General features: G+C 70.7%; 22 protein-coding genes. 10 read left to right on the top strand and 12 right to left on the bottom strand.

Going from position 1 to position 25,533, the window contains the following annotated elements; genetic code table 11:
* Nucleotides 1–160: 160 nt before the first annotated feature.
* The 3 genes from IE198_RS19245 (at nucleotide 161) to IE198_RS19235 (ending at nucleotide 4,742) form a co-directional block, all read left to right on the top strand.
* Nucleotides 161–2,692 carry an ATP-binding protein gene (locus tag IE198_RS19245; RefSeq protein WP_189888203.1) on the top strand — a complete coding sequence of 844 codons (2,532 nt, stop codon included), beginning with the start codon at nucleotides 161–163 and terminating at the stop codon, nucleotides 2,690–2,692.
* 229 nt (nucleotides 2,693–2,921) lie between these two features.
* A complete protein-coding gene (locus tag IE198_RS19240; RefSeq protein WP_229834103.1) occupies nucleotides 2,922–3,551 on the top strand; it encodes a dioxygenase family protein in 630 nt (209 codons plus the stop codon).
* 30 nt (nucleotides 3,552–3,581) lie between these two features.
* Complete coding sequence (locus tag IE198_RS19235) at nucleotides 3,582–4,742, top strand: hypothetical protein (RefSeq protein ID WP_189888200.1); 1,161 nt, start codon at nucleotides 3,582–3,584, stop codon at nucleotides 4,740–4,742.
* A gap of 192 nt (nucleotides 4,743–4,934) precedes the next feature.
* Here the strand turns inward: IE198_RS19235 and IE198_RS19230 are convergent, their stop codons facing one another.
* Nucleotides 4,935–6,818 (bottom strand): AMP-dependent synthetase/ligase, encoded by a 1,884-nt coding sequence (locus IE198_RS19230; protein ID WP_189888344.1) that lies wholly within the window; start codon nucleotides 6,816–6,818, stop codon nucleotides 4,935–4,937.
* Between the two features lie 332 nt (nucleotides 6,819–7,150).
* Complete coding sequence (locus tag IE198_RS19225; RefSeq protein ID WP_189888198.1) at nucleotides 7,151–8,008, bottom strand: SCO6745 family protein; 858 nt, start codon at nucleotides 8,006–8,008, stop codon at nucleotides 7,151–7,153.
* 683 nt (nucleotides 8,009–8,691) lie between these two features.
* Here IE198_RS19225 and IE198_RS19220 point away from each other — a divergent pair.
* Both IE198_RS19220 and IE198_RS19215 read left to right on the top strand, forming a co-directional pair.
* Nucleotides 8,692–9,111, top strand: a complete 420-nt coding sequence (locus tag IE198_RS19220; protein WP_189888197.1) for a YciI family protein — start codon at nucleotides 8,692–8,694, stop codon at nucleotides 9,109–9,111.
* Entirely contained in the window at nucleotides 9,108–10,283 is a 1,176-nt protein-coding gene (locus IE198_RS19215) for an RNA polymerase sigma factor (RefSeq protein WP_189888195.1), read from the top strand. Before IE198_RS19220 ends, IE198_RS19215 begins: the two co-directional genes overlap by 4 nt.
* 161 nt (nucleotides 10,284–10,444) lie before the next feature.
* Here IE198_RS19215 and IE198_RS19210 read toward each other — a convergent pair whose 3' ends face one another.
* Nucleotides 10,445–11,677: a cytochrome P450 family protein gene (locus IE198_RS19210; RefSeq protein ID WP_229834102.1), complete on the bottom strand. Its 1,233-nt coding sequence runs from the start codon at nucleotides 11,675–11,677 to the stop codon at nucleotides 10,445–10,447.
* A 664-nt stretch (nucleotides 11,678–12,341) separates the two neighbouring features.
* A complete protein-coding gene (locus IE198_RS19205) occupies nucleotides 12,342–12,821 on the bottom strand; it encodes a DUF6194 family protein (protein ID WP_189888191.1) in 480 nt (159 codons plus the stop codon).
* A gap of 47 nt (nucleotides 12,822–12,868) precedes the next feature.
* Between IE198_RS19205 and IE198_RS19200 the strand changes: the two genes are divergently transcribed.
* Both IE198_RS19200 and IE198_RS19195 read left to right on the top strand, forming a co-directional pair.
* Complete coding sequence (locus IE198_RS19200) at nucleotides 12,869–13,708, top strand: MerR family transcriptional regulator (protein WP_189888189.1); 840 nt, start codon at nucleotides 12,869–12,871, stop codon at nucleotides 13,706–13,708.
* Nucleotides 13,709–13,755: 47 nt separating this feature from the next.
* On the top strand, nucleotides 13,756–14,649 hold the full coding sequence (locus IE198_RS19195; protein ID WP_189888187.1) for a hypothetical protein: 894 nt from the start codon (nucleotides 13,756–13,758) through the stop codon (nucleotides 14,647–14,649).
* A 420-nt stretch (nucleotides 14,650–15,069) separates the two neighbouring features.
* On the opposite strand, the gene IE198_RS19190 is transcribed toward IE198_RS19195, so the two are convergent.
* Nucleotides 15,070–16,236 carry a PP2C family protein-serine/threonine phosphatase gene (locus IE198_RS19190; protein WP_189888185.1) on the bottom strand — a complete coding sequence of 389 codons (1,167 nt, stop codon included), beginning with the start codon at nucleotides 16,234–16,236 and terminating at the stop codon, nucleotides 15,070–15,072.
* A gap of 443 nt (nucleotides 16,237–16,679) precedes the next feature.
* On the opposite strand from IE198_RS19190, the gene IE198_RS19185 reads away from it, so the two are divergent.
* Nucleotides 16,680–17,324 (top strand): CBS domain-containing protein, encoded by a 645-nt coding sequence (locus tag IE198_RS19185; protein WP_189888183.1) that lies wholly within the window; start codon nucleotides 16,680–16,682, stop codon nucleotides 17,322–17,324.
* Nucleotides 17,325–17,445: 121 nt separating this feature from the next.
* Here the strand turns inward: IE198_RS19185 and IE198_RS19180 are convergent, their stop codons facing one another.
* Both IE198_RS19180 and IE198_RS19175 read right to left on the bottom strand, forming a co-directional pair.
* Nucleotides 17,446–18,009, bottom strand: a complete 564-nt coding sequence (locus IE198_RS19180; RefSeq protein ID WP_229834101.1) for an SMI1/KNR4 family protein — start codon at nucleotides 18,007–18,009, stop codon at nucleotides 17,446–17,448.
* 159 nt (nucleotides 18,010–18,168) lie between these two features.
* Nucleotides 18,169–18,627, bottom strand: a complete 459-nt coding sequence (locus IE198_RS19175) for a hypothetical protein (RefSeq protein WP_189888181.1) — start codon at nucleotides 18,625–18,627, stop codon at nucleotides 18,169–18,171.
* A gap of 212 nt (nucleotides 18,628–18,839) precedes the next feature.
* On the opposite strand from IE198_RS19175, the gene IE198_RS19170 reads away from it, so the two are divergent.
* On the top strand, nucleotides 18,840–19,859 hold the full coding sequence (locus IE198_RS19170; protein ID WP_189888179.1) for a DNA polymerase Y family protein: 1,020 nt from the start codon (nucleotides 18,840–18,842) through the stop codon (nucleotides 19,857–19,859).
* Nucleotides 19,860–20,375: 516 nt separating this feature from the next.
* Here IE198_RS19170 and IE198_RS19165 read toward each other — a convergent pair.
* The 5 genes from IE198_RS19165 to IE198_RS19145 all read right to left on the bottom strand — a co-directional run bounded on the left by IE198_RS19165 (nucleotide 20,376) and on the right by IE198_RS19145 (nucleotide 24,934).
* Nucleotides 20,376–20,588, bottom strand: coding sequence for a hypothetical protein (locus IE198_RS19165; protein ID WP_189888177.1), 213 nt, complete (start codon nucleotides 20,586–20,588; stop codon nucleotides 20,376–20,378).
* A gap of 2 nt (nucleotides 20,589–20,590) precedes the next feature.
* Entirely contained in the window at nucleotides 20,591–20,983 is a 393-nt protein-coding gene (locus tag IE198_RS19160) for a carboxymuconolactone decarboxylase family protein (RefSeq protein WP_189888175.1), read from the bottom strand.
* A 102-nt stretch (nucleotides 20,984–21,085) separates the two neighbouring features.
* Nucleotides 21,086–21,415 (bottom strand): TfoX/Sxy family protein, encoded by a 330-nt coding sequence (locus tag IE198_RS19155; RefSeq protein WP_189888173.1) that lies wholly within the window; start codon nucleotides 21,413–21,415, stop codon nucleotides 21,086–21,088.
* A gap of 259 nt (nucleotides 21,416–21,674) precedes the next feature.
* A complete protein-coding gene (locus IE198_RS19150; protein ID WP_189888171.1) occupies nucleotides 21,675–23,282 on the bottom strand; it encodes an alpha/beta hydrolase in 1,608 nt (535 codons plus the stop codon).
* 947 nt (nucleotides 23,283–24,229) lie between these two features.
* Nucleotides 24,230–24,934: a helix-turn-helix transcriptional regulator gene (locus IE198_RS19145; protein WP_229834117.1), complete on the bottom strand. Its 705-nt coding sequence runs from the start codon at nucleotides 24,932–24,934 to the stop codon at nucleotides 24,230–24,232.
* Nucleotides 24,935–25,016: 82 nt separating this feature from the next.
* Here IE198_RS19145 and IE198_RS19140 point away from each other — a divergent pair, with 82 nt between their 5' ends.
* Nucleotides 25,017–25,454, top strand: coding sequence for a hypothetical protein (locus IE198_RS19140; RefSeq protein WP_189888167.1), 438 nt, complete (start codon nucleotides 25,017–25,019; stop codon nucleotides 25,452–25,454).
* Nucleotides 25,455–25,533: the final 79 nt, after the last annotated feature.

Below are 25,533 nucleotides of genomic sequence, written 5' to 3'. Positions count from 1 at the left end.
TCGGTGACCGCCTCACCGCCCACGGCCTGGCCCTGGAGATGCAGCCGTCCACATCGAGCGCACAGCGGGTGCTCAGCCCATGGTCAGCCGCAGTGGGGCGTTGCTCACCTTCTCCTGAGACGGTGGTGGCGGGGGCGGCCGGTCGGCAAGGATTCGACGGATGAGTCCGAGTCGAAGGTGCGAGGAGTGCGGGAAAGAACTGCCCGGCAAGGACAGGCGTAAGGGAAGTGAGCCGGGGCGGGGCGGCCGGCCGGCCCGCTACTGTTCCGCCGCCTGCCGACAGCGGGCCTTCCGCCGCCGCTCGGCACAGGACGGCACGGGCCGCCCGCAGCCGCCCGCCGCTGCCGGGGCCCCGACACCGGCTACGTACGTGGGCGGCCGGGAACTGCCGCGTGCACTCGACTCCTTCGTCGGCCGCCGCCGCGAACTGTCCCGGCTGCGCACCCTGATGAAGTCGGGGCGGCTGCTGACTCTCACCGGGCCCGGCGGGATCGGCAAGACCCGCCTCGCGCTGGAATTCGCCCGGAGCGTGCGCGCTGCCGCCGAAGGCCGGGCCCGGTTCGTCGAGCTGGACTCGTTGCACGACGGCAATCAGCTGCCCCGGGCCGTCGCCACCGCACTCGGCCTGGGCGAACGCGGCGGCCGCAGCGGTGTCGAGATGCTCGCCCACACCCTGGGCGAACGCTCGATGCTGCTGATCCTGGACAACTGCGAGCACCTGGCCGAGCCCTGCGCACAGCTGGCCGCGTCCCTGCTGAGCCGGTGCCCCCGGCTGCGGATCCTCGCCACCAGCCGTGAGGTGCTGCGGGTTCCGGGCGAAGTCGTCTTCCGGGTCGGCGAACTGTCCCTGTCACCGCTCGCCGCCAAGGACGACCCTGCGGCCGTGCTGCAGGCCGACGCCGTACAGCTCTTCGTGGAGCGCGCCGCCGGCGCCGTACCCGGATTCGCGGTGGACGTCGGCAACGCCCGTACGGTGGCGGAGATCTGCCGGCGTCTCGACGGGATGCCGCTGGCCATCGAGCTGGCGGCCCGCCGCACCGGAGCCCTTCCGCCGAGCGACATCCTGGCCGGCCTGGACGACCAGCTCGCGCTCCTGACGGACGGCAGCAGGACCGGGCCCCGCCGGCACCGCGAACTGGCCGCGGCAATCGACTGGAGCCATCGATTACTGGACGCGGAGGAGCAGACCCTCTTCCGCCGTCTCGCCGTCCTCGTCGGCGGATTCGACGCCGTGGGCGCGGCCGCGGTCTGCGCCGACGGCGAGGTGTCACCGCGGGATGTGCTGCGCGTACTGTGCGCCCTGGAGGCCAAATCCTTGATCGTGCGGCTGCCGGGGACCGAAGGAACTGCGAGATTCAGGCAGCTGAGCGCCATCCGGGCCTACGCACTCGACCGGCTCGCCGACTCCGGCGAACTGCACAGGATCTGGCAGCGCGCCCTGGACTGGCTGACCGGTCTGCTGGAGCCCACGGCCGGCCAGCTCTTCGCCGACCAGATCGGCGGAGCGCCGGCGGGGGAACGGGAGAACCTTGCTGCGGCAGTCGCCTACGCCACCGACCGCGACGGCAGGCCGCCCCTCGGGCTGGCCCTCGCGCTGGCACGGGTACATTTCCAGCAGGAGCAGCTGACGGCCGCCCGCGCCCTGCTGACCGCGGTACTCGCGCAGGACGACGGCTGCGCGCACGGCGGTGCGGCACTGGCGCTCGCCGCACGCGCGGCCTGCCAGCAGCAGGACCCTGCGGCCGCTCTGCACTTCGCGGAGCAGGCGGTGGTGATCGAGCGGCGGCGCGACAACCGCACCGCACTCGCCAACGCCCTGGACGCCCGGGCCGCGGCCCTGGTGTGCGGCGGGGAGTTCGCCCGGGCCGTCGCCGACTTCACGGAGTGTCTGGAGATCGTCGTCACACTCGGCCGCCCCCGCGACACCGCGTCGTGCCGCCACCATCTGGCCTGGGCGCTGCTGCACATCGACAAGGCGGCCGAGGGCGACGAACTGATGGCCTCATGCCTGCCGCTGTTGCGGGGGCAGTCCACCTGGGCCCAGTCGGCGGCGGCCCTGCACACCGCCGGTGCGATCCGGCTCGCCCTGGGCGATTCCGAAGCGGCTCAGCACCTGTTCGCCGAAGGTGTGCGCACGGTGCCCGGCGAGAGCTTCCACGCGCTGTATCCACTGGAGGGGCTTGCCGTCGTGGCGGCTGGGCGGGGCCAGATGAGGCGGTCCCTGCGGTTGTTCGCGGCTGCTGCGCAGGCGCGCAGGCGGCTGGAGAGCGAGCCGGAGGCCGAGTGGCGACGGCAGGTCGAGGCGGCGACGGCCCGAGCGGCGGCGGCGCTGACCCGCGCGGGACGGGACGCCGCGGTGACTCAGGGACGCGGGATGGGCTGGGAGCGGCTGATCGCCTACGCCTTGCGCGGCAACGACGAAGGAGCGACGCCGGGCGTCCGTACGGACATCGGGCAGTCCCTGCTCACAGGGCGGGAGATGACGGTGGCGGCGCTGGTCGCCGAGGGACTGACGAACCGTGAGATCGCCGCTCGTCTGGATCTGTCGGCGAGCACCGTCTCGACCCACCTCGACAAGGTGCGGGACAAGCTGGGCATGCGCTCCCGTACGCAGATCGCGCTGTGGGTTGCCGGAAAGGAGAAGCGTCGGGCCGCCCCCGCGCACGATCCGCGCCGCGGCGAGGTTTCGTAACGCCGCCAGGTCGCCGGTCATTCGATCGATCCGCGTGCCCGCCGCAGCGACCAAGCTGAGCGGAGCAGGGCGTTCCAAGGACCCGACGGCGTGGATCCGGGCCCTTCCCCCACGGAATGCCCTGCTGGACAGCAATCCGGCGCAAGGAGACGCGATGCGGCACGGCCACGATGCGGATGGCGAACACACGAGTTCGAGGCGGGCGTTCATCAGAACGAGTTCCGTGGGAATGACCGCTGCCCTTGTGGCGACAAGCGCGGCCGGTGCCGCCCTGGCGGCACCGGTGAGCCTGGTGCAGGAGGCGCGTGTGGCGGGACGCCCGCTCGCCGTCACGCCCGCCTGTGACGGTCACGAGACCCCGGCGGCGACGGAAGGCCCGCTCTTCAAGCCGCAGTCCCCCGAGCGGACGGACTTCCTCACCCCTGCCGTCCGCGGAGTGCAGCTCGACCTGAGCGGCATCGTCTACGACACCGCCTGCAAGCCGCTGCCCGGGTCGCTCATCGAGTTCTGGCAGTGCGACCAGAACGGCGACTACGACACCGCCGGGTTCTCGCTGCGCGGACACCAGTACACCAACAGCAGGGGCGCGTTCCGGCTGCGCACGATCATCCCCCGGGACTACTGGGGCCGTTGGGGCCGGCGGGCGCCCCACATCCACACGCAGGTCCAGGCCCCCGGCGGACCGGTGCTCGTCACCCAGCTGTACTTTCCCGACGACACCCAGGCGTACGGCCGCAACTTCGCCGCGCTCAACGCCTCCGACCGGCTCCTCAACCGGGCCTGCACGATCACGCTCGCGGGCCCGCAGGGGGGATACACCGGCGCCTTCGATTTCGTCATCCAGACCACGGCCACGTAGCCGACCGCCGATCACCCAAGGATTTCCGTGATGAATACGAGCAAGTCATCCCGGCGCCTGCGCCTCGGTCGGTCGCCACTGGTCGCGGCGTTGGCCGCAGGCGCCATAGCGGCCGGGGGCCTGATCGCCGCCGGCACGGGCTGGGCCGGACCCACGCCCGCCGACGAGGACGTGGCGGCCACACCGGCGCGCGTCGCCGGACAGTGGCAGTCGACCAAGGTCCCGGTGGCCAAGGGCGACATCACCGCCGTGGCCGCGCTCAGCGACAAACAGGCCTGGTCCGTCGGCTACCGCCTGAAGAGCGACACCGAGCTGGAGGCTCTGGCCCTGCACTGGGACGGCACGTCCTGGACGCAGCAGTCGACGCTGCCGGACGGCAGCTTCCCGCAGGCGCTCGCCGTACGGTCGGCCCGTGACATCTGGGCGGTCGGCGGGACGGCGGCCCACTGGGACGGCACCTCCTGGACCACGCACGATCTCGACCGTGACCCCGCGGGCCGGTTGACACCCGATGCCGTGGTGACGACGTCCGACGGGAAGGCCTGGACGGCCGGCCGCGCGGTGCCTCGGGGCATCAAGAACGGGGTCCCCGCCATTCAGTCGTGGGACGGCACGGCCTGGCGCCGGCAAACCCTGCCCGACGTCGGCAAGGGCGAACTCACCAGTCTCACCGCCGTCGCACCGGACGACATCTGGGCGGCGGGCACGTCCTTCGCCACCGACGACGCCGCGGAGACGGCCCTGCTGCTGCACTGGGACGGCACCTCCTGGACGCGGGCCGCCGCACCCACCGCTGCCAAGGACGAGCACCGCTGGCTCAGCGGCATCACCGCACTGCGTGCCGACGACATTTGGGCGGTGGGCGGTTCCGCGTCCAAGGAAGGCGATCGCCCCTACGCGGTGCACTGGGACGGCAAGAAATGGACCGACGCCCAAACACCCGACATCGCTGACGGCCGGCTTCGAGCCGTCGGCAGGGCCGGGGACGGCAAGCTGTGGGCGGTCGGCGGCAAGGGTGCCGTCTCACTCGCCCTGCACTTCGACACGCAGCAGCGCCGCTGGGAGAAGGCGGCCGATCCCGGTGTGGTGGTTCGAGGATTCTCCACCGTGCCGAGCACCGCAGACCTGTGGTGCGTGGGCATCGCCAAGGAGGGCGACCTCGTCCCGGTGGTGACACGCTTCACAGGCTGACCGGCGGCACCCGGGCCCGGACCGCACGCCACGGTCCGGGCCCCACCCATGCGGATGGTCATGCCCTCGGCATGGGAGGCGACCGCGCCCAGGTGGTCATCGTCGAGAAGGACTCCGGCGGCAGCAGGCCAGGTGCAGGTGAGCCCAGTGTCCGGTACGACCGCGTGAGGTGCCGTACCGGACAGATGGAGATCAGGCCTCGCGCGAACCCTCGTACATCCCCTCGATGACCTCGGCGTACTCGCGCTCCACGACAGGGCGCTTGACCTTGAGGCTCGGGGTGAGTTCACCGTGCTCGACGTCGAGGTCTCGCGGCAGCACCGAGAACTTCTTGATTGTCTGCCACCGTTGCAGGTCGCCGTTGACCCGCTGGACGAACCCGTCGATCAGCTCGTGGACCTGGGGTGAGGAGACGACGTCGGCGTAGCTGCGGCCGCCGAGGTCGTGAGACGCCGCCCACGGCATGATCACGGTCTCGTCCAGGCTGATCAGGGCGGTGCAGAAGTTACGGCCGTCGCCGATGACCAGGATGTTGCTGACGAACGGGCAGATGGCCTTGAAGCGGTTTTCGATCTCGGTGGGCGCCACGTACTTGCCGCCGGAGGTCTTGAACACGTCCTTCTTGCGGTCGGTGATCCGGACGAAGCCGTCCTTGTCCATCTCGCCGATGTCGCCGGTGTGGAACCAGCCGTCACTCTCCAGTACCTCCGCGGTCTTGTCCGGGAGGTTGTGGTAGCCACGCATGAGGCCCGGGCCTCTCAAGAGGATCTCACCGTCCTCGGCGATGCGGACTTCGGTGCCGGGAAGCGGTTTGCCGACCGTGCCGACCCGATAGTCGTCGACGGGGTTGACGATGCAGCCGGCGCTGGTCTCGGTCAGCCCGTAGCCCTCGAGGACGTGCACGCCGGCGCCGGAGAAGAAGTAGCCGATGTCGGGGGCGAGGGCGGCACTGCCGGAAACGCTGGCGCGCAGATTGCCTCCGAAGGCTGCGCGGATCTTGCCGTACACCAGCCTGTCAGCGACGGCGTGCTGCACGGCGAGCGGCAGGGGCACCCGGCGTCTTCCGGTTGCCGCCATGCTCTCCTGCCCGGTCCTTGCGTAGTCGCGGGCGACCTTCGCCGCCCAGAGGAAGATCTTGTATTTCGCGCCACCCTCGGCTCTCGCTCTGCCTGCGATGCCGTTGTAGACCTTCTCGAAGATCCGCGGCGCGGACGCCATCAGGGTGGGCCTGACGGCTGGCAGGTTGCTGACGATGCGGTCGACCCGTCCATCCACCGCCATGACGTGGCCGGTCTTGATCTGACCGGAGATCAGGGCCTTGCCGAAGACGTGTGACAGCGGCAGCCACAGAAACTGGACATCGTCGGCCAGCAGCCCGCCGGCCTCCTGAGCCACGGCCTGGTACGACCAGCAGTCGTGCACCAGGCGCACGCCCTTGGGCCGGCCGGTCGTGCCGGAGGTGTAGATCAGGGTGGCGAGTTGCTCCGGCTCGATCGCCCGGACCGTGTCCTCGATCGCCTTCGGGTGCTCTTCGAGATACGCCATCCCCTGTTTCTCCAGCTCAGCGAGGGAGAGCACCTCCAGCCCCGGCACCTGAGGGAGGTCCGCCTGAGGGTCGAAGAGGATGGCGTGACCGAGCTCGGGCAGGCGTTCGGCGTGGGTGACCACCTTGGCCAACTGCGCGGCGTTCTCGACGAAGATGGCCCGGCTGCCGGAGTCGGAGAGGATGTACACCGTCTCATCGGCATTGGTGCTCGGGTAGATGGCGGTGGCTGCGGCGCCCGCGCACATCGCGCCCATGTCGGCCAGGATCCACTCCACCCGAGTGGAGGAGGAGATCGCCACCCGCTCCTCGGGCCGCACACCGAGGGCAAGCAGGCCGGCGGCGATCGCCTTGACGCGCTCAGCGGTCTGCGCCCATGTCAGCGAGCGCCACTGCTCAGTGCCGGAAGCGCCATCGTCGGCCGGCACGGGGTAGCGGTAAGCCTCCCGGTCGGGTGTGGCCTCGAGTCTGGAGAGAAACAGGTGCGCCACGGAAGGCGGGCGGTTCTCGAGAAGGGACTGCGCGGAACTCACATTGACCTCCGGGGCCCGGGTACGCCCATCAACGATGGTTAACTGACAGGTAACTTGCGCGTACGGGCCCAGGGTATGGGGATACCCGCCCACGCGTAAGGGAGGAAAACGCTGAACAAAGCCGCAGAATCGATGCCGCAGCACACATAAGGGGACGCGGTCACCGCCGACTTCCGCCTCGAAGACCGGCACGACCCCTACTGGCACGACGCCTACTGGCACGGCCTCGAACTCGACGTGGCCGCACCTCTGCACGGCCAGGGCCCGCCCCGCGCCGGCCGGTCAAGGGTGAACTCGTGATCCTCCGGCGCTGACCGCGGAGGCGGCGGAAACTACCGCGGCCCAAGCGGCGGCAGCCCCATCGCATTGGGGAACGGCACGCCGCCCGCCTCGACGATCCGACGAGCGATCGGGCGCAGGCAGTCGGCCAGCCGGGCCACGCCGTCCGGTCCGAGCACATCGACGACGGGGCGGGCAAGTCGGTCGGTGGTGGCCTCCAGTGCGTCGCGCTCACGGCGCCCCTCGGTGGTGAGAGCGCCGCCGTCCTGTGCGAGCACGCCGCGACCGCGGAGTCGTTCCTCCGCGGCCTGCCACTCGGCCTCGGTCCAACCGCGGTTGAGTCGTTGCTCGGGCGGGGCGAGACCCAGTGCCACCGTGATCACATTGGCTTCGCAGCCGTCCACCCCCGCGGTCACCAGGGCGGCGACATGACCGTCGCCGCGGAATTCGCGCAGCGCGGTCGCCGCCCACCACAGCGCCAGATGGGGAGGCTCGGGCACCGGCAGCGCGGCATGCGCGGCGAACAGCACCCGCCCGGCGGGCGGCAGGGTCCCGACCGCCCGGCGCGCGAGATCCGCGGCTGCGGCTATCTGCGGACTGTCGACGAGATCCCCGAGCAGCCGACGCAGACACCGGTCGACCACGTCGAGACGGGCGGCCAGGACCGTCTCGGGCGGGCAGCGGTCCCAGGCGTCCGGAAGCGCGCGGGCAACCCGGGCCGGGGCGAAGTTGTAGAAGGCGGCCGTCACCACGTCCGCGGGGACCGCGCCGAGTGCGGCCGACCGGGAGGCGAAGTACCCCATCCAGAAGCCCTTGAGCCCGGCCCCGGCGGCGGAGTAGACGGGTCCCGCCTCCGGCGCGAAGTAGACGGGTGCGTGAGTGCACTCCAGCAATTGCCAGATGTCATCCATGAACGCGAGGCTAGAGGTAACGGCCGAAGGCGTGGCCTCCGAGTCCCCGGATGTGATCACGTCAACACCCGCGCACAGGGGCCGCTGCACGGTCATCGTCACTCATCCGGCCCAGCAGCGTCGCTCAGCCTCACCCCGATCCGCCCTGGCCGCCCAGGGACCTTCAGGGGGAGCTGATGAAGGGTTCTCTGGTGCGCCACCGGTCACGGCCTGCTCGGGGTGTCCGCAGTCAGCGCGATGGCGGCGGCCACGACGCGACCGTGCCCGCCGTCAGCAGAACACCGAACGGCGACCGGTCGGCGATGCGGCCGCCCGCCGTGAGGCCGGCGCGGCGTGCGGCCTGCGGCCGGGCCGGTCGACCCCGCCCCGGGGCGAGGTCGTGCTTCCCGGTGCAGGTCGCCTCGACGACACGAGGGTTCGGGGCGCGTCGCCGGACCACACGTGCAGTGACACACGCGAGGCCTTCTCCTGATTCAGCTGCTTGGCCGCCGCTGGTCTTGGAAGGCCTCGTTCCGTCTCGCCCTCGCGCCGCTCCGTGGATGCGGACACCGCGAGACGGCTCACCCAGGAATCATCCACGAGGGCCAAGAAATCTGGACGGCGATGTCGAGAACCCGTGACTGGCTCCGTCCCCGCGATGAACGCGACAACAATGGGTCGCCCCAGCACCGAGGAGAAACCCGATGGCCAAGTACTTGCTGCTCAAGCACTACCGCGGCGCCCCGGCTCCGGTCAACGACGTGCCCATGGACCGGTGGACGCCGGAGGAGATCTCGGCCCACGTGCAGTACATGCGCGACTTCGCGGCCCGGCTCGAGGGGACCGGCGAATTCGTCGACGGTCAGGCCCTTGCCCCCGAGGGGACGTTCGTCCGATACGACGGAGAGGGTCGCCCGCCGGTCACCGACGGCCCGTTCGCCGAGACCAAGGACCTCATCGCGGGCTGGATGGTGATCGACGTCGACAGCTACGAGCGCGCCGTCGAGCTGGCCGGGGAGCTGTCCGCCGCCCCCGGGGCGGGCGGGGAGCCGATCCATGAGTGGCTCGAGGTGCGCCCGTTCCTGGCCGCGGCGCCCACCATCACGGACTGCCCTCATCGATGAACGAGGCCCTGCTCCGAAGCCTCACGCCGAGCGTGATCGGAATCCTCGTCCGCCGCGGAGCCGACTTCGCGGCGGCCGAGGACGCCGTGCAGGACGCGCTGGTCGAGGCGGTCCGCGTCTGGCCGGCCGGCCCCTCCCCAAGCTCGTCGAGCAGGGGAGACCCCATGCGGGACCCGAAGGGCTGGCTGGTCACCGTTGCCTGGCGCCGTTTCCTCGACGCGACCCGGGCGGACACCGCCCGCCGCCGGCGTGAGGACCTCGTCGACGAGGAGCCGGCGCCCGGGCCCGCGCCCGCCGTGGACGACACGCTCCAGCTCTACTTCCTGTGCGCCCACCCCTCGCTGACGCCGTCGTCCGCGGTCGCGCTCACACTGCGCGCCGTCGGCGGGCTCACCACCCGCCAAATCGCCCAGGCCTACCTGGTGCCCGAGGCGACCATGGCGCAGCGCATCAGCCGTGCCAAGCGCACCGTGTCCGGCGTGCGGTTCGACCAGCCCGGCGACGTCGCCACCGTGCTGCGCGTCCTCTACCTGGTCTTCAACGAGGGCTACTCCGGCGACGTCGACCTCGCCGCCGAGGCCATCCGGCTCACCCGGCAGCTCGCGGCCGCGATCGACCACCCCGAGGTGGCGGGGCTGCTCGCCCTCATGCTGCTCCACCACGCCCGGCGCGCCACCCGGACCGCGCCCGACGGCAGCCTGGTGCCGCTCGCCGAGCAGGACCGCGGCCGGTGGGACACCGAGTCGATCGCCGAGGGCGTCGAGATCCTGCAGGCGGCCCTCGCCCGGGACCGGCTGGGCGAGTTCCAGGCCCAGGCCGCCATCGCAGCACTCCACGCCGACGCCCCCACCGCCGAGGAGACTGACTGGGTGCAGATCGTCGAGTGGTACGACGAGCTCGCGCGCCTGACCGACAGCCCGGTCGTCCGGCTGAACCGCGCGGTGGCCGTCGGCGAGGCCGACGGACCGCGCGCCGGCCTGGCAGCGCTCGCGGCGCTGAACGACTCACTGCCCCGCCACACCGCGGTGGCGGCGTACCTCCACGAGCGCGACGGAGACCTGGCGACGGCGGCACGGCTGTACGCCGAGGCGGCCCGAAAGGCGCCCAACCTCGCCGAGCGCGATTACCTGACACGCCAGGCCGCCCGGCTCAACGCCCGCGGGCGGCGCTGACGGATCGTTGTTCGGATTTCCCGTGGAGGTCTCCACCACAGCCGAGGGCGAGCGCGACATCGGTGCCGGCCGGCGGGAGCGACGCCTTCAGCGGCGCTCCGCCGGGCTGAGCGGTGTGAACGGGGCAGTGGTGGTCATGACCGTTCCTGATGGGCCGGGGGTCAGCGGGCGGCCGGTCGCAGCCGTACGGGCAGGGCCTGGTGCCCGTTGCTGATCAGGGAGGGCAGCGGCTTCAGCTCATCGGCGGGCACGGCGAGTTCGATCTCGGGAAACCGCTCGAAGAGCTGCTGGAGGGCGGTGGCGACTTCGAGGCGGGCGAGCGGGGCGCCGAGGCAGAAGTGGACGCCGTACCCGAAGGCCAGGTGCTCCTTCGTCGGCCGGGTGATGTCGAAACGGTCGGCGGATTCCCCGTGCCAGTCGCGGTGGCGGTTGGCGGCGGCGTAGGAGGCGAGGATCGCCTCGCCCTGGGCGATCGTCTGCCCGTCCGGCAAGGGGATGTCCGTGAGGGCGTAGCGCAGGGGCAGGTGCTTGACCGCGGGCTCGTGCCGCAAAGTCTCCTCGACGACGCTGCTCCAGTCGGCGCGGCCGGACTGGAGATGGGCGAGCTGCTCGGGGTCGGTCAGCAGGGCGGTGACGGCCTGGTCGATCACGTTGACGGTGGTCTCGTAACCGGCGGAGATCATCAGCAGGAGCGTGTCGCGCAACTCGTCGTCCGTGAGGGCGCTGCCGTCGCCTTCGTCGTCGCGGGCGGCGATGAGGAGGGAGGTCATGTCGTCGCCGGGCTCGGCACGTTTGGCCGCGATCAGCTGGTTGAGGGCCTCGTACAGGGCGGCTGTGTTTGCGCCGGCCTGTTCGGTGGTGAGGGTGGTGTCGAAGACTCCGTCGACTTCGGCGCGGAAGCCGTCGCGCTGTTCGTGGGGCACGCCCATGAGTTGGCCGATCACCTCGATCGGCAACGGGTAGGCGAGGTGCTTGCGCAGGTCGACCGCTTCGCCGGCCGGTTTGGAGTCGAGGTCGTCGAGGAGCGTGGTGACGACCTTTTCGACTGCGGACCGCATGGCCTGGATGCGGCGGGCGCTGAACGCCGGTGCGACCATGCGGCGGAGCCGTCGGTGGTCGCCGCCGTAGGCGGTGAACATGTTGTTCACCGCGACCCACAGGGCGAGGGGCCAGGTGGAGACGGTCTCGGCGAACGCCGGCCAGTGGGCGCGGGCGTCCTTGGAGACCTGCGGGCTGGTGAGGAGTTCCTTGAGGAGAGAGGGGTCGGTGACGGACCACGCGGTCACACCGAGGATGTCCACGCGGGTGGCCGGACCGCGTGCGCGCAGGGCCTGGTGCTCGGCGTGGTGGTCGGAGCCGGTGGGGTCCAGGACGAGTATCGGCTGCTGGGACACTGTGTTCTCCTTCAGTGGCGGTCGGCAGGCGGACGGGGAGGGCTTCCAGGGCGCGGTGGAAGGGACCGGGCCGGCGACGGGGACGGCGAGGTCTGCTCCGGGCATGGCTTTGAGCGGTGGCAGATCACGGTCTCGGCGATGAGGTAGGTGTCGGAGCGGGCCAGGTGTGGGACTGATGCTCCAGGCCGGTTGGGCGCGGTTGCCTGGGATTGCGCCCGGACTCGGGTGAGTTCGGGGGTCGTTGCAGGCCGCCAGGGAGATGGCGCCCCCCTGGTGCGTCGGGAGCAGGACGGCATCGAGGTCCGCGGGGTAAGGGGATGGGTGATGCAGTGGTTCGCCAGCGGCGGGTCAGTCTAGAGGACGGTGTCGAGAGCGTCACACACCGTGGTCCGGCCCGGCGTGCAGACTGGCGGAAAAGTTCTCGTCGGTGACGTTCATCAGCTCGGTGTTGCGATGCGGTTGGTCAAGGGTTCGAGTCCAGTGACGAGATCACCGACCAGTTGGTACGACGCGCGCCGACCTGGTCGTCACTTCCGCTGTCCTCGGCGATCCGGTCGGTCTCCACGCCCACTGCGTGGACGGCTGCGGCGACCGCGAGCGCGTGTGCAGCTCGCGGTCGCGGTCGGATTCGGACAGAGGCAAGTCCGCTTGCTGTGGAGCCGGTTCAGTCGGTCTCCAGAGGCCTCCCCGGTTCGTGTCGCCGCTCGAACCGGGCACGAGAGGCGTCGTGGGCGCCGCGCAGAAGCCGCACGACCGTGTCCGTCGTTCTCTCACCGGGATTGACGACAGAGATCCAGCCGAGCGCGCCGTACACCGGGTGGGGCATCACCCTGTCGGCGGCTGCGTAGTCGCGAGGGCGGCTGAGACTGCGCGGCTCCTCCCCAGTGAGCTCCCGGAACGTCGGCCGATCGACGTGGATGTTCACACGCCAACGGCCCGGAGGGTCAAGGTCGGAAACGGTGTCGTCGGGGTAGTTCTTGATGACGATCGTCCCGTAGGGCTGGGCGTTCTGAGGCATGTGGCCGTCGGGGGTGCAGTAGAAGAACGCATCCCCCCACGCCAGCTCGGGGAAGTCGCCTCCCGGCTCCGGGACGACCACGAGCGCGCCGTCGAAGCCTCGCACGGCCGCGATGATCTGTTCCATACTCATGGTTCAAGGATCACCTTCAAGTGCTTATGTGGGGTTGGCCGATGGACGAGCCGGTGAGCGGTTCGCAACGGGTACTGCTCCGAACAGTCGATGTCGCCAGAGAGTCGGGGTACTCGCTGCAACAGGTTCGCGACCTGGAGCGGCTGGGAGTCATTCCGCCGGCCGCTCGGTCGAGCAACGGTTACCGTTCCTACACACCGATTCACGTGCACGCTCTTCGCGCCTATCGAGGACTCGCAGGTGCCGTTGGGCCTGTCGCAGCCCGCCAGATGCTCGCGGAGCTGCGAACACAGACGATGGCGGAGGCGGCCTCGGCGATCAACGCGGTACATGTTCGGCTCGCGCGGGAACGAGACGAGGCTCTTCGCGCCCAGCAGGCGTTGCGTGCGATCCAGGCCGAAGCGAACAAACCCGAGTTCGAGCAGGAGAGTGACGCGATGACGATCACAGAGCTCGCCGGAGCGCTCGATGTACGTCCCTCGACCCTGCGGTTCTGGGAGCAGGAAGGGCTTGTGACCCCCGAGCGAGTGACGTCACTGCGGGCACGTCGCTACGGTCTTTCAGCCATCAGAGCTGCCCGAATCGTTGCGGCCCTCCGCAGCACCGGTTACAGCATTCTCGCGGTGCGCGAGATCATGGGCTCCCTGCACCGGCTCGACGGCCTGGGAGAGACCCAACGCATCCTGCGACAACGTCTTGACCGGATCGCCACACAGACCGTGGCATTACTCCGAGCAGGCGCAGACCTGGCAGCCGTCGTCGTGTCCGACCAGGAACGGACGACCGCCCAGCGTCCTGCGCCGGAGAGCCGTCGGCAGAAGCGGGCGGGCGAGGGCGACGCAGGCAACCAGCTGTTGGCGGATCGCTCTCCCAGGGGTTGAACCGGCAGGCTTACGGCAGCGGTTGACGCGGGGCGATACTGACCAGCATGGTCGACTGGTTCATACTCGTGGGCTATCTGGCGGTCGCCATGACGGCCTGGTGCCTCGACGGCATCGCACACAGCAGCGCTGCGCAGGCCCGGCTGGAACGGTTCGTGGCCATGGACCGCCAGAACGCGGTCGTCGAACCGGCTGCCTCTGAGCGACTTGGGCCGCTGGCGCTCGGTCTCTTGGCGGACACCTCCAGGGCACGGGCGAAGCAGGGTGCCGTGGCCGGGCTGGTGGCGAGCGGGGCGCTGCACCGGGCGCCCCCGGATGGGCTGCCAGGCCCGCAACGATGGGTGGCTCACCATCCGTTGCCTGAACACGCCAACGACCTCGAGGGCGAAATCTGGCGCGCAGCCGCCCCGCGGAGCAGCGCGTACTCCTACGGGCCCACAGGGCACTACTTGTGGGACCTGCCCAGCGGCGATCGCTGCCTGAGCGCGGTCGAGAAGCATCTGGTCGGCGAAGGCTACCTGCGCCGTTCATCCCTGCCCGTCCCTGACGAACAGCGCCGGCGGGGCTGGTGGTCCACAGCAGCCGCTGCGGCGGTGGTGCCCGTGGTAGCGGTGCTGATCTTCGACCACGCATGGATCCGCGCCATGTCGGCACTGTTCGTCGGCGCCGTGACGGTCGCGGTGGCGTCGAACCCGGAAGGGCTGCACCGCAAGCGAACGCTGCCCATCCTCACCGCCCAGGGCGAAATGGTGCTTCGGCAGGCGCGCGAACGGTTCGCGGACCTGAACCCGGCGATCAGGCCCGCACTCACGGCGTACGACCCATGCACGGTGGCCACGGCGGTCGCGCTCTTCGGGAGCCAGGCGGTGGGACACGTCGACGAGAGGATCCTGGACGACTGGTACGCGCCCGTGACCTACGTGGACGGCCCTGGAGACTGAGCTCGTAACAGAATGCGGCACCGTCCAGCAGGGCTCGAGCGGCGAACCGCGTCGAAATCCACGAGTCATTCGGTCGCGGACCAGGCCGGAGGTGCGCATGACCCAGTCGCGTCGGATGGCGGCGCCGGAGCAGTCGTCTCGGACGTGGAGCAGGACGGCGGGAGGGTCACGGGCGGTGCGGGCCCGTATGGCGTCCACGTACGACTGGGAGCCGAAGCCGCGTACGGCGTGGACCCGGATGCCGAGCTCGGCGAGCCGGTCGGTGAACATGCGGCGCAGCGTGTCCTTCTCGGCCGCCAGGTACGGCGCGGTTGCCTGGCCGGCGGTGCGGTCCAGGGCGAACCAGTCGGGGCCGCCGGCGAGGAACGCGCGGGTGTAGGCCCAGGCCACAGAACGTGGACATTACGAGGGACATGGCTGTCACGTGAGGAGGCGGCCGGCTGTGTTGCCCTGCGTGCCGGCTTCTTCGTCGAGCCGGTCGACGAGGATCATCGCCACGTCGTCCGTGAGGCGGCCCTCCGTGTGGCGGAGCAATTGCTGGTGCAGTTCGCCCAGGAACTCCGGTCGGGCGAGGGCGTGCGCCGCTTCCATCGCCTCGGGCAGGCGGAAGAAGTCCTTGCCGGGGCTGCGGGCCTCGATCACGCCGTCGGTGTAGAGCAGCAGACGGTCGCCCGGTAGGAACGGATAGGTCTCGGGCTTTCCGGGAGGGCCTGTGATGAGCTCTTCCAAGCCGAGCGGTGGCAGTGGAGTGGTGGGCATCAAGGCCTTGGCCCTGCCCTGGTGCAGCACCAGCGGCGGCGGATGGCCACGGTTGATCAGTTGCACGACGGGCTTGTCGGGCACCTGGGCGATGAGCGCGGTGACGAACCCCTCCATCACAGCTTCCTGATTGAACGCGCCCGGCACGGCGGCCTCCCGGCGCAGCGCGGCCGAGCAGTGGTTCATGACTTCCACCAGGTCGTCCTCGTAGTGCGCGGCCTCCCGGAACGCGCCCAGGACCACCGCGACCGCTCGAATGGCATTCAGCCCCTTGCCGCGAACGTCGCCCACGATCATGCGGACCCCGTAGGGGGTATGCACGGCCTCGTACAGATCACCGCCGACCTGCGCCCCGGTTCCCGCCACGAGGCCCAGGCTCGCGGCCCGCACCGGACCCATCCGGGTGGGGACGGGGCGCAGGATGACCTCCTGTGCTGCCACGGCGATCCGGCGCACCTGCTCGAGCTCGCTCTGCCGGCGCGTACGCACCGCGTTACTCAGGATGACACTGGCCACACAGACCACGAGCAGACCCAGGAAGTTGCCGTAGACCTGCGGGGTACCCCACGCCTGGTTGTAGGTGGCGGTCGTCACGCTGACGGCCAGAGCGACGGCTGCCGCGCACAGGGTGCCTGTCGGCCCCATCGTCAGTGCGGCCAGCGCCGGCGTGGCGATGAGGAGGGGGCCGGTGACCAGATCATGCATGGGCGAGAGCTCGATGCCCAGCACGGCCAGTGCGAGCGCGAAGGGCAGACTCTGTGCGAGCGTGAAGAGGAGCTGGCTGTGACTGCCCCCTGGTCGAGGAGACGAGCGGAAGAGCGACCGCATGGGTACAGCCTGCCTCGCTGAGGGCCTTGTGTCCTCCCAGGAAACCGGTGAACCGTGGCCGACAGACCTCGGTGCTGTTACGGCCCTGAAGCGCTGAGATCCGCCACTCGAGCACTCACCCACCGGCTGAAGCGCTCGCTCACCACTGTGGCCAAGCGTCCGGCTCGGCCCGTTCGGCCAACTACAACGCTTGACTCCGGACGGATTGGGCACGGCGTCGAGGTGCCGGCACCTGCCGCGCACTCGGCGCCACTCCTGTCCGCGGGCCGCCGGCCCTCGTCGTCAGGTCGAACGTCACTGGTCGCCGGGGCGGCGGGGTGCTGTCATGGGTAGGGAAGACGCGTTGACGAGCCGGCAGGGCCGCGGAGGCCGACGCGCGCGCGTCGTCCGCCCAGGCGGTCCGACCGCGGCCGCCCCGTCGCAAAACGGAGGAGGCCGACGCCATGCTGCACCGCCGCACGGTCGGTGATGTGATGACCGAGGAGGTCGTCACCCTCCGCCCCGACACACCGGTCCGGGAGGTCGTCGGCCTGCTGGACGCAAACGACATCGCCTCGGCCCCGGTCGTCGACGCCGACGGCACTCCCGTCGGCGTCGTGTCCGCGTCCGACGTGCTGCGGCACGAGACGGGCATGCCCGATCCGCAGGGGCAGGACGGGAACGACGAGGGTGCCTGGGGCAAGGCCCGGGCCCGGACCGCGGGCGCGCTCATGAGCAGCCCCGTCTTCACCGCCCGCGCCGACTGGACGATCACCCGGGCCGCGCGGGAACTCCGCAGGCGGCACGTCAAGCAGCTGCCGGTGGTCGGCGACCACGGGCTCCTCACCGGCATCGTCAGCCGCAGCGACCTGCTCGACGCCTTCATCCGCTCCGACGCCGAGATCCGCGGCGAGGTCGAGCAGGACGTCCTGGCACGCATCCTCGGCCTGGACAAGGGCACCGTCGCGGTCGAGGTCCGGGACGGTGCCGTCACCCTGCGGGGTCACGTCCCGGAACCACGTCTCGTCCCGGTGGTCGTGGGGCTCTGCCAGGGCGTCGACGGTGTCGTCGCCGTGTACGCCCACCTCGCCGTCGCCCAGGCCGGCTAGGCCGGGGGTTACCTGCACGCCACCTGGAGCGCTACCGCCGGCCCATCAGGACGCTGATCGGCCGAGCACGGCACTCAAATGGTGCGCCAGTGGCGCACCAGGTCGTCGAGAGCGGACGGCGTCATCGCCGGGACGCTCCGAGGGTCTGGTCGGCCGTCGCGAAGCAGTGCTCCGTTGGCTTCAGCCCTTCGTAGAGGTGGCCGAAGTACTCCGTTTCCGCCGTTCCTGTGAGCACCGCCAGCAGGAAGTCGAGGCACCCCATGTCGTGGTGCTCCCACAGTGGGCCGCGCCCCTTGTTGTAGAGCACGGTCCACTCGTCGGGCTGCTGACCGGGCCGCGCCAGCCAGTACAGGAAGGCCCCCGTGCCCTCCTCGAATGCCCACGGCAGGACCCGCGCCCCCGCCTCCAGCAGGCCGGCGGGCTTCGCCTCGAACTCCCACAGGTCGGCCAAGATCTCGTCCCGTTCCGTCGTCTGCGCGTGCAGGTCGCAGTCGTCGTGGGCGGAGTCGGGGACGAGCAGCCAGATCGTGTCGTCGAAGATGCCGGCGCCGTATGTCTCGACCAGTTGCTTGTAGTCGGCGGGCAGAGCCGCGCCCAGGGCGCGCTCCGCCTGCGCCCAGTCCACCGCGGGCGGCGGATCGGCGGGCGGCGGGCAGAGGCGGACGAGGGTATCGAGGGCGATCACGGAAGGGACGCTACGGGACCCCCAGCCGGCGCCCGTGGGCGGCATGAGCGGGGCCGAGAGTGCGCCGCAGCGCGCGAGCAGGAACGCGGGCACCCTTGGCGCGTACGCCACGCGTCCGCATGCGCAGAGACTGATGATCAGTCCTACGGGGCAGGGCGCTCAGTCGTCGGCGATCTGCAGGGCCAGCGCGAAGTGCTCACCGTCCGTTCCTGCGAGCAGGCTGTCGAACAGTGGGGTAAGCCCGTTCACGGCGCCGCACCCGGGGTCGTGGTTGGTCCACCAGCTGGCCTCCGGTCCGAGCAGCGACACCACCCGGTCCGCGGCGCGCTCGGCGGCCTCGATGGGCAGGTGTCGGTGGCTCGGCCAGACCAGGTCGACGGCCGCGACCCGGGCCAGGAACGCGGCGGCCCCGTGGGTTTCCACCGGTTCCAGTGCGGCGCAGATCTCAAAGGCGGACGGCGGGGCGTACCCGAGCAGGAAGCGCCGCCAGGCCTCGTCCACCGCGACCTCGGCCAGCAGCGTGCGGATCCGGCCCGCCAGCTCTGGCAGGTCGGGGGCCGGCTCAGTGAACCGCCCGGTCGCCACGAACACCCGCATCGGCGTTGACAGCTCTGCCATGCCGGCTTCCAGATCGGTCAGGACCCCCATGGACGTCACAGCGGGATTCTGCCGTACGCCCCCGCTCGCTCACCCGCGCCCGTTCCATCCAGAACGCTCAAGGGCCGGCTGAAGCGCTCCGTCACAGCAGCCCTGCCAGGCCCTGGCAGGGCGCCCCGGGGGACGGACGTTCGATTCTTGTTCGAGTACGGTGGAGGTCGGGAGGTGTCGCGATGGACGAGCAGCACGACCAGGCCGCGGGGGCCGGTTCCCCGATCCTGCATCTACGCTGCCCGCGGGATGTCGATCCCGAGCTGTACCGCCTGCTGCTCGGCCTGGTGGCGGATGTGACTCCGGTGGTACAGGCCCTGCCGCCGTCCGCTGCCGTTGCGGATGTGTCCGGCAGCCTCCGCTTCTTCGACCGCGGTCCGGCCGAACTCGCCCGGCTGATCCGGGCCCAGGCCCAGGCGCTGTACGGCTTGCCCGTGGCGATCGGGGTGGGGCCCAGCTGGACGGTCGCGGCGATGGCGTCCCGGGAGCCGGGGCGGGACGGAGTACGTGCGGTCGGCTCCGGCCCGGAGGCGGTGGCCGCGTTCCTTCACCCGCGGCCGGTCGGTGAGCTCCATGGCATCGGTCGCGCGCAGGAGCGGACGCTGACGGCGTACGGGGTGGATACCATCGGCGCGCTCGCAAACCTGCCGGAGGCGACCGTGCAGCGGGTGCTGGGCGGGAGGCCTGGCCGACTGCTGAGTGAGCGTGCCCGCGGTATCGACCGGCGCAGGGTGGTACCGGCCGAACTGCCGCACAGCGCGACCGCTCAGCGCCGCTTCCCCACCGACACCCTGGCGCCGGAGGTGGTGCGGTCCGCGCTGTTGTCGCTGGCGGTCGAACTCGGCGAGCGGCTGCGCGGTCGACGGCAGGCGGCGAAGGCCGTGACGCTGACGGTGACCTTCGCGGACCGCACCCAGCTCCACCGCGGCCGCCGGCTGCCCGGCGGCCCGTCCGCGCATACCGACGACTTGCGCGACGCGGCGTACGAGATGTACCGGGCGCTGGGGTTGCAGCGTGCCCGGGTGCGGGCGGTCGCCCTGTGTTGCGAGCAGCTGGTGGACGCGGCCGCGGCCTGCGAGCAGCTCTCCTTCGACGCCGACCGGGAGCACCGGCTGCGCGCCGAGCGGGCCGTCGACACGCTCAACGCCCGTTTCGGCTCCGGCACTGCGGGCCCTGCGGCAACCTACCGGCGTGCCGGTTGAACCTCCGGCGCCCTGAGGCCTTGGGTCGTCCGGTTCTCCAGCGGCCGTCGGCCTACCGCTCGAGCAGATCGGCCGGCTCCGGCCGGCTGTCGCTGCCGAGGCAGTGGGCTGCCCTCACCTTCAGAGCCGTGCCGGTTGTCCTTGCCGAGCGGGTGGCGCCGACTGGACGCTGTGAGCCGTCCATACCGCTCCTCCCCCACCAGCGCCGTCGAGGTCTGGCCGCGCACTAGCGCTTTGTCGCGTGGGCTGTTGACGGCCCCTGGGAACGGATCCTTTCGGCTGTTCGGCCGGGACGCCGTGACGAGGTGGGTCGGCCAGTGTCGGTGGACTACACGTCTCGTAGGAGGGTCCGAGAGACAGGCTCCAGCCGCCAAGGCCCGCTTCACCACCCGGGACGCCGAACAACTCGCCCACCAGGACGGACTCTTCGACGCCATGGTGTGCGGCTGCGCACTTGCGCCTTTCCCGGAGAAGAGTGGGGACGCCTGATCGCTTGTGGCTCCCCACGCCTTTCGCTCATGGGCCGCCGTTGGGAGGTGGGGCTTCGTGCAGACGCAGCGCCTGTGCGTCGTAGTCATGGAGGACTTGGCGGAGCTGTTCCAGCGCCTCCTGCGGGATGTCCGGTGGAGCGGACTCGGCCACGAATCGGGCAGCGGCCACCAGCGCCGCGAACTCGAAGGCGTGAGCGGTCGCGCGCAGGACACCGGGCCGTGCCCACTCCAGATGCATGATCAGCCCTTGGATGCCAGGTAGGCCTTGATCTGCCCGAGTTCCTGCTCGAAGTCGTCGTAGTCCTCACGCATGCCGTTGAGGTAGGCGCTCCAGCCGAGGCTGTTCTTCGCGTAGTGGACAGCTTCCTGAATTTCCTCGTCCGTGGCCCCGAACAGCTTCGCGGCCTCGGTGTGGAAGAGGGTGCAGTAACGGCACTTCGTCTCCGAGTGCAGTGCGATCCCGATCAGTTCCTTGTACTTGTTCGGGATGAGCGTCTCACCCAGCTCGATCTTCTTGAAGATCTCCCACTCGTGGTCCAGCAGGTCATCGGGGATCTGGGAGAAGAAATGCGGCACAAGGCCCAACGTCTCCTTGATCTCCGCCTCGACCTCGCTTCGGCTGCGGCCCGCCATGGCGACCACTCCTCTCGGTCCGGCGAAACAAAACCCCCTCCGTCCACGCTAGAACGCACAGGTGATCAGGGCGACCGCGGCAGCGCTCGCCTCTCCCCGCGCTCATTTGGGTGGCAGGCCGGCCGCGAAGCCGCGTCCCCGGTCGATCCAGTCGTCAAGGTCCGAGTCCTCGGACAGGGCGGAGGCGGCAACAACCACCCACCCGCGCATCGGGCGGCCGGTGAAGTCGAAGGGCCGCGTCCCGGGCCGCGCGAGCGCGGCGTCGGTGGCCTCGGGTCCGACGCGGACCATCAGCCCGTCGCCGATCACGCCCACGGCCATGTTGCCGGCGTGCAGGAACGCCAGGCCGCCGAACATCCGCTTCTCCGTGACCGCCGGATCCGTGCCCAGCCGGTGCCGGATCCGTTCCGCCAGTCCTTCGTCGTATGCCATGACAGCCCTTCGGATCGTGCTCGTCAGCGGGACGGGGTCAGTCGCTGTTCCAGGTCCCGCAGGTCCTTGACCAGGGAGGAGCGGACCTTGCGCCCCATCAGGGGCGCGGCCGGCCGGTGGAAGCCGGCCGTATCCCCCGGACTCGGATGCGGGCCGGCGGGCCGCCCTGGTGCGGGGTGAAGGTGTACGTGAACCCCAGCCGGGTGCCGGCATGCAACCGCCCCGAACATGCCCCGGCCCGGCCGCATCGTCCGGGGCACTATCGGCATACGGTCCCGGTGGGCGGAACCTTGCCGTCCAGGAGGTACCGGTCCACCGCGCCCTGCACGCATGTGCTGCCGCTGTTGTACGCGCCGTGCCCCTCGCCCTCGTAGGTCACCTCGATGCCGACCCCCTTGCCGAGCTCCTCCGCCATCGCCCTGGCGCCCTCGTAGGGGGTCGCCGGATCGCCGGTGTTGCCGATGACGATGATCGGGTTCGCCCCCGGCGCGCTGACATCGGGGTCCTCCCACTGCCCGGACACCGGCCAGTGGCTGCAGCCCATCAGGGCCCAGCCGAGATAGTCGCCGAAGACCGGCGAGACACGACGGAACTCCGGGAGCCGGGCCTTCGCCTGCGCCAACGTGTACCGCTCCTTGTAGTCCGCGCAGTTGATGGCCGCGTTGGCCGCCTGGAGATTGCTGTACTGCCCTTCCCTGCTCCGGCCGTTCAGCGAGTCGGACAGCGCGAGCAGGAGCGCGCCGTTGCCGCCGTCGGCCTCGTCGAGCCCCTGTTCCAGCAGCGGCCAGTACTCCTTGGAGTAGAGGGCCTGCGCGATGCCGTTCGTCGCCTGGGTCTCGGTGAGATCGCGGTCGCCGATCCCTTTGATCGTCTTCTTCTCGAGCCGGTTCTGGAGATCGATGATGAATTCCTGGATCTCCTGCGGGGTGCTGCCCGGCAGCCGGCAGTCGTCGCCGCGCGCGATGCAGTCTTCGGCGAAGTTGGTGAGCGCCAGCTGAAAGCCCCTGGCCTGGCCGAGCGAGCCCTCTTCAACGTTGCTGGTGGGGTCGACCACGGCGTCGAAGACGGCCCGTCCGACGTTCTTCGGGAACAGGTGCGCGTAGACGCCGCCCAGTTCCGTGCCGTACGAGATGCCGAAGTAGTGGAGCTTGTCGTCGCCGAGGACCTGACGCATCAGATCCATGTCACGGGCGGCGTTGGCGGTGCCGACGTGCGGCAGATCCACACCGGAGTTCTGCTCGCAATTGCCGTCGTACATACGGAGGTTGTCGGTGTACGCCTTCTCCTCCGCGGCGGTGTCAGGGGTGGCGTCCTGCGCGTAGTACTTGTCGAGTTCTCTGTTACCGAGGCATTCGACGGGCTGGCTGCGTCCGACCCCGCGCGGATCGAAGCTCACGAGGTCGTAGCGGGCGCGCAGCCTCTCGAAGTCCGGCGCCGCGGCGGGCAGGGTGCTGACCCCGGAGCCGCCGGGACCGCCGAAGTTGAAGATCAGCGAGCCGATCCGCCGGGACTGGTCACGGGCCTTCGCCCGTATGAGGGCCAGCTCGATGGTGTCGCCGCCGGGCTCCGTCCAGTCGCGCGGGACGTCCACGAAGGAGCACTCCCACTTGGTCCCGCCCGGCAGTGGCGAGGGCGCTGTACCGCCGCCCTCCGCCTCCGAGGGGGCCGGGCACGGCTGCCAGTCCAGCGTCTGGGCCCCGAGCTCACGGTCGGGTTCCTCGCTGCCACCGCCGCCGTCGGAGCAGCCGGCGGTGACAAGGAGGAGGGACGCGGTCGCGGCGGCGAGGACGGTGCCGGTGCGCCGCGCGACGCCCTGGACGCCGGCGCCGGCGCTGTCGGCGGGGTGGCCGGTGGGGGAGGTCGGCATGAGCCCATCGTGCGGCGCGGCGCGGCGGTCCGCCTGTCGGCGGCGGGCCGGACGGGTGAACCCGGCCGGTGCGGCAGGCCGGTGGGGCCGAGGAAGGGGGCTGATCGGGCAGGCAGGTTGAACGGCGCTCATCATGAACCATCCGGGGCTTGCACCACGGGGCGGGCGCTGCCCATTGCGCCGCACCGGGACCGGACTTGCGGACCGTCTCGTGAACGCCCCGCCGACGGGGAGTCGCGTCGGCCGATCCCGGCCGAGGCGGGGTGCAGCCGGTCGGGCCGGCCCCCGGGAGTCGGCGGTCGAGTCGACGCGGGCGGGGCGTCGACGTACTCCGTGTCCGGCTCCGGCACTCCGGCTCCGGCTCCGGCTCTCCGGCGGAATCGGCTGACCGGTGAGGCGTCCATGCAGAAGGCGTTGAAGATCCCGGCCCCCCATGCCGCTTCCGCACCAGCCATGCCGGAGCGTGGCGGGCTGCGAAGATCCGTGGCTCACCTGGTGCGCGTCCGAGAACGCGACCGAGCTGATCCAGTCCGTGGAGCCGGTGACGACGAGCTCGTACCCCGCCGTCGCCTCGTCGTCCCAGGTCGAGTCCAACGGGACGCGCGCGGTCAGCTCAACGCCTGCGGGCACTTTGACCTGGAGCCGGTTGACGGGCCGGCCGGACCGGGGCTCGGCCACCACCGTGCCGGACGCGTCGAGGAGTTGCAACGTGCAGAGGTCGGCGATCTCCTGTGGCGCCTGGCCATCCCCTGGGCAGTCCCAATACGTCGCGGACGAGGACGTCCTCGCTGTTGAGGGCCACTCCCTCCAGGGCTCGTCCGGGGCGCTGGGGGACCGCAGAGGCGGTGGCCATGCCGACCGCATCCGGCGATGCCGCGGTCGGTGTCGCGACGTCCATGACGTAGCCCCGTGGGACGGGAAATCTGCGAGCGGGCAGTGAATACGCCTCAGGAAGGCGGTGTGGTCGCCGGCGGGGAGGAAGCCGGCTCCAGGCGGACGCAGCAGTGACCGGGGCTGGGCGCCAGGCACGCCTGGAGGCAGCCTTCGTCGAGCCCTTCCAGCACGCCGCGGAGCAGGTGGAGGTTCATACCGCACACCGTCCGGGTGTGCTCGCGGGCGAGCGCATGGAAGGGGCAGTTGCCCAGGACGATGGCGTCGCCGTCGGAGCGGGGCTCGAATCCGTACCGCTCCAGCAGGTCGAACACATCTACCCGCTCCTGTCCGGCAAGCTGCGTGCCCAGCTCGTGGGCCTTTCGGTGCAGGACGGTCCGCACCGGTTCACCGGTGGATTCCGATTCCTCCAGGGCACGGGCGAGGAGCCGCCCGGCAAGTTCGTAGTGCCGCTCGGGCAGGCTGACGGTGACCTGCTTGGTGGAGCGTTTGTAGAGCTTGGCCGGCCGGCCCGCTCCAGGGCCGGTGCGTCCGCTGCGCCGCTCGTAGACCACGTCGAGCAGTGTTTCGTCGGCCAGGCGGTCCAGGTGGAAGGCCGCGGTCTGCCGCGCAAGGCCCAGGGCCTCGGCGGCTTCGTCGCGGCTGACCGGTCCCGGCTGGCGCACGACGTGGTTGTAGAGCCTCCGGCGGGTCGGCTCGTCCAGAGCGGCGACGGCGGAGACATCGGGGCGGGGTGCTTCCTTCGAGTGGTCCACGAACACCAGTGTAAAACCCACAGCCATTGACTAAAGAGAGATGGCGCTTCTATCGTTAATGGGAGTTGTCGATAGAAGGAAGGGCGTCATGTCGTCCGCAACCACACCCACCATGTCCGCCGGCTCCCGGCGGGCCGCGCTCACCGACCCCGGCTACCAGGCGTTCTTGATCCTGCGCACCGGCTTCACCGTGGCGCCGATCCTGTTCGGGCTGGACAAGTTCGCCAACCTGCTCGTCGACTGGCCCACCTACCTCGCGCCCTGGATCAACGACGTCGTTCCGGGCAGCGCCCAGGCGGCCATGTACGCCGTCGGAGTCATCGAGATCGTCGCGGGCCTCGTCGTCGCCATCGCCCCGCGCTTCGGGGGCTGGCTGGTCGCCGGATGGCTCGCCGGCATCATCATCAACCTGCTGACCATCCCCGGGCACTACGACATCGCGCTGCGCGACTTCGGCCTCCTGCTGGGCGCGGTCGCCCTCGCCCGGCTCGCCCAGCGCTACCACGGTAAGGACCAACGGCACTGACAGCCCCGCAGAGGGCACGGACGGCGAACGAGGCGGGTGAGCGCCCAGGGCCCACCCGCCTCACATCTGCCCGAGGCCC

It is taken from the genome of Streptomyces xantholiticus (assembly GCF_014651015.1).
GTDB classification, from domain to species: Bacteria; Actinomycetota; Actinomycetes; order Streptomycetales; family Streptomycetaceae; genus Streptomyces; species Streptomyces xantholiticus.
This window is presented reverse-complemented; position numbering and strand designations above follow the sequence as displayed.

Bases quoted from the DNA above. Each gene is read 5' to 3' on its own strand.
- IE198_RS19245 (WP_189888203.1), top strand. From the start codon at position 161: ATGAGTCCGAGTCGAAGGTGCGAGGAGTGCGGGAAAGAACTGCCCGGC.
- IE198_RS19240 (WP_229834103.1), top strand. From the start codon at position 2,922: ATGACCGCTGCCCTTGTGGCGACAAGCGCGGCCGGTGCCGCCCTGGCG.
- IE198_RS19235 (WP_189888200.1), top strand. From the start codon at position 3,582: ATGAATACGAGCAAGTCATCCCGGCGCCTGCGCCTCGGTCGGTCGCCA.
- IE198_RS19225 (WP_189888198.1), bottom strand. From the start codon at position 8,008: ATGGATGACATCTGGCAATTGCTGGAGTGCACTCACGCACCCGTCTAC.
- IE198_RS19220 (WP_189888197.1), top strand. From the start codon at position 8,692: ATGGCCAAGTACTTGCTGCTCAAGCACTACCGCGGCGCCCCGGCTCCG.
- IE198_RS19215 (WP_189888195.1), top strand. From the start codon at position 9,108: ATGAACGAGGCCCTGCTCCGAAGCCTCACGCCGAGCGTGATCGGAATC.
- IE198_RS19205 (WP_189888191.1), bottom strand. From the start codon at position 12,821: ATGGAACAGATCATCGCGGCCGTGCGAGGCTTCGACGGCGCGCTCGTG.
- IE198_RS19200 (WP_189888189.1), top strand. From the start codon at position 12,869: ATGGACGAGCCGGTGAGCGGTTCGCAACGGGTACTGCTCCGAACAGTC.
- IE198_RS19195 (WP_189888187.1), top strand. From the start codon at position 13,756: ATGGTCGACTGGTTCATACTCGTGGGCTATCTGGCGGTCGCCATGACG.
- IE198_RS19190 (WP_189888185.1), bottom strand. From the start codon at position 16,236: ATGCGGTCGCTCTTCCGCTCGTCTCCTCGACCAGGGGGCAGTCACAGC.
- IE198_RS19185 (WP_189888183.1), top strand. From the start codon at position 16,680: ATGCTGCACCGCCGCACGGTCGGTGATGTGATGACCGAGGAGGTCGTC.
- IE198_RS19175 (WP_189888181.1), bottom strand. From the start codon at position 18,627: ATGGCAGAGCTGTCAACGCCGATGCGGGTGTTCGTGGCGACCGGGCGG.
- IE198_RS19170 (WP_189888179.1), top strand. From the start codon at position 18,840: ATGGACGAGCAGCACGACCAGGCCGCGGGGGCCGGTTCCCCGATCCTG.
- IE198_RS19165 (WP_189888177.1), bottom strand. From the start codon at position 20,588: ATGCATCTGGAGTGGGCACGGCCCGGTGTCCTGCGCGCGACCGCTCAC.
- IE198_RS19160 (WP_189888175.1), bottom strand. From the start codon at position 20,983: ATGGCGGGCCGCAGCCGAAGCGAGGTCGAGGCGGAGATCAAGGAGACG.
- IE198_RS19155 (WP_189888173.1), bottom strand. From the start codon at position 21,415: ATGGCATACGACGAAGGACTGGCGGAACGGATCCGGCACCGGCTGGGC.
- IE198_RS19150 (WP_189888171.1), bottom strand. From the start codon at position 23,282: ATGCCGACCTCCCCCACCGGCCACCCCGCCGACAGCGCCGGCGCCGGC.
- IE198_RS19140 (WP_189888167.1), top strand. From the start codon at position 25,017: ATGTCGTCCGCAACCACACCCACCATGTCCGCCGGCTCCCGGCGGGCC.